This window comes from Chamaesiphon sp. OTE_20_metabat_361 (assembly GCF_031364565.1).
Genome location: NZ_JANLWO010000858.1, coordinates 1 through 7,111 on the forward strand (window position 1 = coordinate 1; position 7,111 = coordinate 7,111).

Below are 7,111 nucleotides of genomic sequence, written 5' to 3' on the forward strand. Positions count from 1 at the left end.
ATCAAAACTTTAGAAATCAAAAGTTTGGCAGCAATGGCTAAGGATGCAGGTATCAACCTCAACAAATTCTAGGTTCCTAGATCCCCCGCTGGGGGTATCTGGCTGTCAATTTAATGTACACAATCCAGCCCCAGCGACTCGTTCCATTTCACCCTCGATCTCAATGGCGGCTAATTAACCGCTGTGTGACGCCTGAAGCTGGGTTTACCCTTTCAGAAGTATTAGTAGCAATTTTATTGACTACCACCTTTGTCGCCGTCGCGATGCAAGGAATGGTGGTAGCGATGTTACTCAAGGCAAAAGCTTTACAAGTATCCGAAGCCAACCGCTGGGTACAAGCAGACATCGAGCAGATGCGGGCGCAAATCGCCATCAGCCAGCTCCCATTTGGTGCCCAGCGTCCCCGCTGTCGTCCCCTGAGTGCCGATCTCGGATTTGCCGATTTAGTCAGAGATAGACTGGCTGGCGGCGATGTTACTGGCATTGTTGACTACAATTTAGCTTTACTAGTCGCAACCAGTCAGACGGGCAAAACCTTTCAAATTGCCCGCAAGCTGAGCATTCCCGCCACCTCAGAAAATCCCGACGCCAAGATTCTTGGGATTCAATATACCGTCACTCCCACCACTGGGGGAAATTTAGAGCAGCCAATTCTCCATTTATATACAGAGGTCATTCCTGATGCAGCATTCCAGTGTCAGTAGGGATCTCGGTTTTACACTAGCTGAGTCCCTAATTGTACTCGCGATCGTGGGCATTTTAGTGGCGATCGCGATTCCAAGTGCGATCGCCGCGCTACACCGTGCCAAGCTAGCCCAAGCTACCGATATGGTGGTAGCGAGTCTCCAAGAAGCCCAAAGAGAGGCAATCCGCAGCAATCGCACTTGTACGCTGACGTTAGATAAAGCCGCTGGCAAAATTCTCGGACAACAAGGGTGTTTGTTATCGGGAGATCGGACTTTACCAGATGAAATTAAGCTTGACTATACAGGTACTGGCGATATCGATTATGGGATGCGTGGCAATACTACCGATAATAAATCGATCCTATTGCAAGTTAAAAATACAGCTAATTATCGTTGCTTGACTGTCTCAGCACCGCTCGGAATCATTCGGCCCGGTAGTTACGATCTTACTACTCATGACTGTGAGAAATTGCAGTCATAAAGTGGCGATTTCAGTTATCGAGTTTAAAATTATCAACAAGTTCGATCGATCTAATTATCGTCAGCAAAATTTAGTAATAATCGTGAAATATTTTTTAGTAAAAATTCAAAAGTCAACCCACGATCGTCCTGAAGCTGGCTTTGCTACCCCCCTAGCTTTAGGCATGGGTTTAGTGACGATTATTGTCGCTGCTAGTCTGATCGGGCGTTCTCAGAGCGACACCGTGACGAATAATTCACAACGGGAGATCGATCGAGCATTAAGTGTATCTGAAGCTGGTATAGCCCGATTTCAATCATTTCTCGATCGGCATCGATTTCTAGCAACTAAAGACTTGTCACTCTGGTCGAATACCATTGCGGTGTTGCCATCAGTTCAAACAGGTTGCCACTTAATCAATCTAACTTCGGCAACTACTCAAGCTAGTATACTTAAAAATCATAACTGGATCGACTTAGATCCGAGCGATCCGCGCAAAGGTAGATACAAAATAGTTGACTATCAATATCAAAACGGCATTGGAAAATTAACGATAGCTGGTGAAATTAGTCGCTATAATAACTCTCAAAATATTGCTAAAAATACCCTGCTGGTTAAAATACCAGTCGGGAGTGAGTCAGCAAAAATTGCTCCACCAGCATTATGGGCAAATACCTTCGATCTCCATTCTAGCCATAAAATTACGGGACAAGTTCGAGGCGTTACTTGTCCACAATTACCTGCTGTCGATGCTGACGGGATCGTAGGCATCGGCTCTAGCAATATTGCCATAGTCGGCGGTATACCCGGCGGTGAAATTATCGCCGATCCTTTCATCCCCATTCCTCCAGCCAAAACTGCGCCGAATACCGCAATTTCAATATCTGCAGTTACTAGTTCGATTAAGTTTCCGCGACCGGGCGATCTGCACGATGCTAACAATGAATATCATTACTTAGTAGATATCGATAATTTTACTTCTAACCACTCAATTAAGTTACAAGATCCCGATCGGATCGAGCTAAATGTCGCCCCCGGTCAAAAGGTCAACTTGTATCTAAAAGGTAATATAGATTTAGCTGGCAGTCAAACTGCAAATGTCAACTCCACTCATCCCAATCTCCGGATCTATGGTAGCCCCCAAACACTTTTATTAACCATTAAAGATACTGCCTCAATTACCGCATTTATCCACGCGCCATTCGCCAATGTTAAAAGTATCAGCGCAGCTCCTGCCAATCCCAGTAAAAATATTACTGGTGCAGTTTGGGTCAACAGTTGGGATTCGATGACTAGTCCAAATAATTTACCGATTATCCAGATGGGTGACTGGGCTGATTTTGGTATTGCAAAACCTGCACAACCATCACAACTCAGTCCAATTAGTTCTTGGCAGCGCGTAGAAGGATAATCTTATGAACAGATTTAAATGTTGGGTAGTTTTAAGTAGAGCGAAAACTCAAAAGGGATTTACATTAGTTGAATTATTAGTCGCTATCTCGATTACCGGGCTAGTTATTAGTTTAGCAGGTAGCGGATTATATTCACTGATGAAGGCCAATCAGCGCAGTCAAATCGAAACGGCAGATCGACTCGAACTCGAACAAGCGCTGGCATTTATGACTGACGAAATCAAAATGTCTAGGGAAATTAAGACCGACAGTATTTCGTCGCTAACAACTAATAATCACTTTCGCGAGGCATCAGGAATCGATCTTCCTCAACCAATTCTAGTTTTATATCCAGCTTTAAATAGTGGCCTAACCGATCCAATTGTGTACTATTTAGCAGAGCCACCTAATCGTAGCGTTTGGGCTGGATCTAAGGTAATTTATCGCTGGGGGCCGACTCTCAAGCAAAATGGTAACTATAGTGATGGCAAAGGTAATGATGTCACCCAACTGCTTCCTGGTGCTCCAGTAAAATATTATAACGAAGTGTTGGTCGATCGCATTAGTAATGTAGCTTCAGCACAAGCGAAAATCTCTTGTGAGAGTAGTTATAGCGATGCTGCACCAATTGTAACTAGTCGATTGGGATTTTATGCCTGTATCGCACCGGATAAAAAATCCGTGAAACTATGGATGTATAAACAACCAAGTGCATCTGCTAAAAGTCAATCGGTAAATGCGTTGGTGGTGACGCGCAGTAACTAAATAACGAATGACTATTTGAGTTCTGGGATTATTGAACCAGGTAAGTAGTCAAATTATTTGACACGAACTAAGTGATGAAAACGCCAGAAAAACATCACAGCAGAAATGGCAATTCCGATCGATTGCCCGATCCACAAGCCATTGCCACCTAGAGAGGTATGAAAGCCCAACCAGTAGCCACTCGCTAAACCAATACCCCAAAAGGCTAAGAAACTCAGGATCATCGGAATCCGGGTATCTTGTAGCCCATAGAGGGCACCCATAATAATTTTCTGAGGGCCATCTAAAATCTGAGAAATGGCAGCGATGGTCATCAATCCGGTGGCTAAAGTGACGACATTTGTATTGCGAGGATCGCTAATATCGATAAAGATTCCGATAATTTGACGGGGAAATATCAGTAAAATTGCTGCCATCAATATCATAAATCCTAACCCGATCGCAGCGCCGATATAACCAGCACGAGTAGCGCCGATTAATCCATTTTGTCCGATCTCTTGTCCCACTCGAATGGTAGCGGCATAAGACATTGCCAATGGCACCATAAAAGTAATGGCGATCGTTTGCAGGACGATTTGATGCGCTGCTAACACTTCAGTACCAAGCGAACCCATCAAATAGGTAACGATCGCAAATAGTCCGATTTCTAAAGCAGTGGCAACGCCAATTGGGATGCCTACCCGCAATAATGATGCGATCGTTTGGCGGTCTACTCGATAAATTTGACGGAAAAATCGATAGGTTTTGAGTTCTTTTTGGGTGAGGATATAGCCAACTAGAGCTAAAAACATCACCCAGATGGCCAAGATACTAGCTAATGCTAAACCAGCGATGCCCAATTGGGGAAATCCAAATTTACCAAAACCTAAAACATAGTCACCGATGATATTAATTATCGTCCCACCGATCGCGATCGCCATGATGATGCGAGTGTGAGACATTGCTGCGACAACGCTACGCAGCAGGGCAAAACCCAAAGCGGGAAAAAAGCCCCACACCATAATATCGAGATAAGTATTGCCCAAAACTACCGTCGTCTCAGCCTGTCCTAACTGCCGCATCAAGACATCAAAGTTGGCAATACCAAATGAGATCGGTATAGCAATACAGAGCGCGAGCAAACAGCCTTGCTGAACTACCCGCTCGATTTCGGGTTTATTGCCAGCGCCGTAAGCAGTAGCAACGATCGGACTGACACCCATGAGTATCCCTGATGACGTATACAGAAATACGCTGAAAGTTAGTGCCGCTAATCCACCCGCAGCTAGGGTTTCTAGCCCGATCCGACCCATCATTAATGTATCGACAAACCCGATCGCGGCTTGAGATAGTTGGACGCCTGCTAGGGGCATAGCTAGTTTTAAAAAGGCGGTAACTTCACTATAAAGTAGCGATCGAGTCAATATGGATCTGCTGTTATTCATCCTATTTAAATTGTATAAAGACTGTCATCGAATCTACTCGCGATCGTCGGCACAGCTTAGCATCCGCTGCTTGGTGCAACACATGCGGAGGGAACCTCCGCGTGTTTGCATCCGCAATTCTCAATTCTCAATTCTCAATTCTCAATTCTCAATTCTCAATTCTCAATTCTCAATTCTCAATTCTCAATTCATCTTGTTAGGTTCGATATTGATGAATGGTAGTGCCCCATTTCCGCCCATTACTTGCGGGAATTTACCATCCCATTTATCGATCGCTTGTTTTTGTAATAGTTCGGCGGTAAGAGTTTCCCGTAATAGTCGCTGGGCTTCGGCTTGTCCCTTGGCTCGGTTGACATTTGCTTCAGCTTCTTGCTCGGCTTCTTGCGCGACATAGACCGCTCTTTGAGCGCGTTGTTCGGCAATTTGTTTCTCTTCTACCGCTTTAGAAAATTCGGGCGAAAAATCTAAATCCACAACGCTTGTATCGAGGACGATAATGCCATATTTTTCCAAGCGGTTGCCGAGAGCAAGATCGAAATCTTGCTTGAGTTCGTCGCGTTTGGTAATTGCTTCTTCGACTGTCCGCCGAGCAGCAGCAATTTTAAATGATTCTTGCGTTTGGGGGGCAATAATTTTCGAGACAATATTTTCGAGGGTACCTTGAGTTCGGCGAATATTGACGACTTGGAGCGGATCGAGGCGGAAATTGATGGCAAAACTAGCAGTAAGATCTTGCAAGTCCTTGGTAGAACTCTGGGCGGGAACTTCAAATTTCTGGACGGTAATATCGTAGACATCCACCTTACCAGCCAGCGGTGGTTTGAAGTGAACGCCTTCTAACAGCACGCCATCAGCCGCTTTACCCAAGACGCTGACTACCCCAGCTTGACCGGGATTGATGACTACAAAAGAGTTAAATCCGATAATCGCTAAAATAACTACAAAGCTAATAGCTAATATTTGTTTCCAGTCAAAATTATTGCGATCGGTCATCTAAGCTACTTTTATCGGTTCACTTACTAGTTTATAACTCGATTCTCTAAAAGAGCATCTGAGCTGACATAAATGTCGCTCGATAGATGAAAGAGACTTTGGTTAGGGGTGTTGGGTTTGATTCTTCTGCTTGGTGGAACGCTATTCACGAAGGACACACCTCAGCGCGATTCCATCCGCAAACCGTCGGGAGACAGAGGCGGACTGCGTTTCATGTGCCGAGACTGCCAGTCTCTAGGCTCTTCATTATCCCAAACTGACGTTAATTTAACTGCTCCCCCGCACTAATTCCATACATACTCGATCGCCGATAATGGGGTTCGATACTGATTAGATCCTCGATATTGCGTTCGATCGTCGTGCAAATGTTATCGAGTGGTAGATCGTTAGGATCGGTACCAAAGGGATTTTCAATCTCAACGCCGATTGCTTCAATCCCAAATAGTGTAAAACTAACTAGTGCGATCGCTGGTGCCGTCCACCACATCAGTTCTTCAACAATTTGAAAAGGTAATAATAGACAGTAGAGCATCAGCAATTGTTTGAGATGAATTGCATAAGCTAATGGCATCGGCGTGCGGAGAATTCGTTCGCAGGCACCAAGCATATCGACTAGGCTATTTAATATTTTTTGCAATTCATTCATTTGAAATAGATCGAGCTGCCCCTGTTCCTGCTTTGCTTGAAGATAGTCACTAATCCAAAATGCGATTTCTAGTGGTGGGTTATTCGCCGACTGAAGCTTGGTAAATTGCGATGCAGAAACCAGCTTTTCTAGCCGCTCGTCCACCTGTTGAGAGCGTAAATGTAATTTAGTTGCCACGGCGAAGGCAACTAATAGCTTTAAGACACGCTCTTTTTCGATGCGATGAGTGAGATCGAGTTCGGCGATCGCGACCCAGATCGATCGCGAGAGATTTCGAGTATTATTGACAATACTTCCCCAAGCTTTACGACCTTCCCAAAATCTTTCATAGGCAGTATTCGTCCGAAATACTAGCAGTAAACCCAATACAATACTCGGAATTATCCCCCCTAAAGCTTTACCAGCAACTTGAATCTTATAAAAAGATAGCACTGAGATAAATAAGCCAAAAGCACCGCACAATAAAACGCGACCAAAAATCGTCGGAATAACCGATCCTTGAACTCTAAAGGCAACTTTAAACCAGCCTGTTTGCTCGGCACTCATAATAGTTATTCAATTGGGACGATTTCGATCGCTTTAGCGGGGAATTTTTGCTGTTTGCCATCGATAATAGCACTGACAGTCATATCACCCATCACATTAATCGCCGTTCGACAGCGATCGAGAAACCAGTCTACCGTAATTAGAATGGCAATGTACTCTGTCGGCAATCCCACGGAGGTAAATACCAGTGTCATCGTCAC

The 7,111-nt window shown here is 44.6% G+C and carries 8 protein-coding genes; 4 read left to right on the forward strand and 4 right to left on the reverse strand.

All coding sequences use genetic code 11. The features are described 5' to 3' along the window. Positions 1–113 precede the first annotated feature (113 nt). From RMO35_RS24115 to RMO35_RS24130, 4 genes are read left to right on the forward strand one after another with little or no spacing between them, the layout of a single operon-like run. Positions 114–704: a hypothetical protein gene (locus RMO35_RS24115; RefSeq protein WP_309745116.1), complete on the forward strand. Its 591-nt coding sequence runs from the start codon at positions 114–116 to the stop codon at positions 702–704. After that, positions 682–1,167: a GspH/FimT family pseudopilin gene (locus RMO35_RS24120; RefSeq protein ID WP_309745118.1), complete on the forward strand. Its 486-nt coding sequence runs from the start codon at positions 682–684 to the stop codon at positions 1,165–1,167. The genes RMO35_RS24115 and RMO35_RS24120 overlap by 23 nt, the downstream gene beginning before the upstream one ends. A gap of 1 nt (position 1,168) precedes the next feature. Beyond that, positions 1,169–2,557, forward strand: a complete 1,389-nt coding sequence (locus RMO35_RS24125) for a hypothetical protein (RefSeq protein ID WP_309745120.1) — start codon at positions 1,169–1,171, stop codon at positions 2,555–2,557. A gap of 4 nt (positions 2,558–2,561) precedes the next feature. Then, positions 2,562–3,302 carry a prepilin-type N-terminal cleavage/methylation domain-containing protein gene (locus RMO35_RS24130; RefSeq protein WP_309745122.1) on the forward strand — a complete coding sequence of 247 codons (741 nt, stop codon included), beginning with the start codon at positions 2,562–2,564 and terminating at the stop codon, positions 3,300–3,302. Positions 3,303–3,355: 53 nt separating this feature from the next. Here RMO35_RS24130 and RMO35_RS24135 read toward each other — a convergent pair whose 3' ends face one another. The 4 genes from RMO35_RS24135 to RMO35_RS24150 form a co-directional block, all read right to left on the reverse strand. Beyond that, positions 3,356–4,726 carry an MATE family efflux transporter gene (locus RMO35_RS24135; RefSeq protein WP_309745124.1) on the reverse strand — a complete coding sequence of 457 codons (1,371 nt, stop codon included), beginning with the start codon at positions 4,724–4,726 and terminating at the stop codon, positions 3,356–3,358. A gap of 183 nt (positions 4,727–4,909) precedes the next feature. After that, positions 4,910–5,719, reverse strand: coding sequence for a prohibitin family protein (locus RMO35_RS24140; protein WP_309745126.1), 810 nt, complete (start codon positions 5,717–5,719; stop codon positions 4,910–4,912). Positions 5,720–5,981: 262 nt separating this feature from the next. Next, positions 5,982–6,911, reverse strand: coding sequence for a bestrophin family ion channel (locus RMO35_RS24145; RefSeq protein ID WP_309745128.1), 930 nt, complete (start codon positions 6,909–6,911; stop codon positions 5,982–5,984). A gap of 5 nt (positions 6,912–6,916) precedes the next feature. Then, positions 6,917–7,111 (reverse strand): cation:dicarboxylate symporter family transporter (locus RMO35_RS24150; protein ID WP_309745130.1); only part of this gene is annotated, 195 nt, incomplete at its 5' end.

Coding starts and splice junctions, on each gene's coding strand:
- RMO35_RS24135 (WP_309745124.1), bottom strand. CDS start 4,726: ATGAATAACAGCAGATCCATATTGACTCGATCGCTACTTTATAGTGAA.
- RMO35_RS24115 (WP_309745116.1), top strand. CDS start 114: ATGTACACAATCCAGCCCCAGCGACTCGTTCCATTTCACCCTCGATCT.
- RMO35_RS24145 (WP_309745128.1), bottom strand. CDS start 6,911: ATGAGTGCCGAGCAAACAGGCTGGTTTAAAGTTGCCTTTAGAGTTCAA.
- RMO35_RS24120 (WP_309745118.1), top strand. CDS start 682: ATGCAGCATTCCAGTGTCAGTAGGGATCTCGGTTTTACACTAGCTGAG.
- RMO35_RS24130 (WP_309745122.1), top strand. CDS start 2,562: ATGAACAGATTTAAATGTTGGGTAGTTTTAAGTAGAGCGAAAACTCAA.
- RMO35_RS24140 (WP_309745126.1), bottom strand. CDS start 5,719: ATGACCGATCGCAATAATTTTGACTGGAAACAAATATTAGCTATTAGC.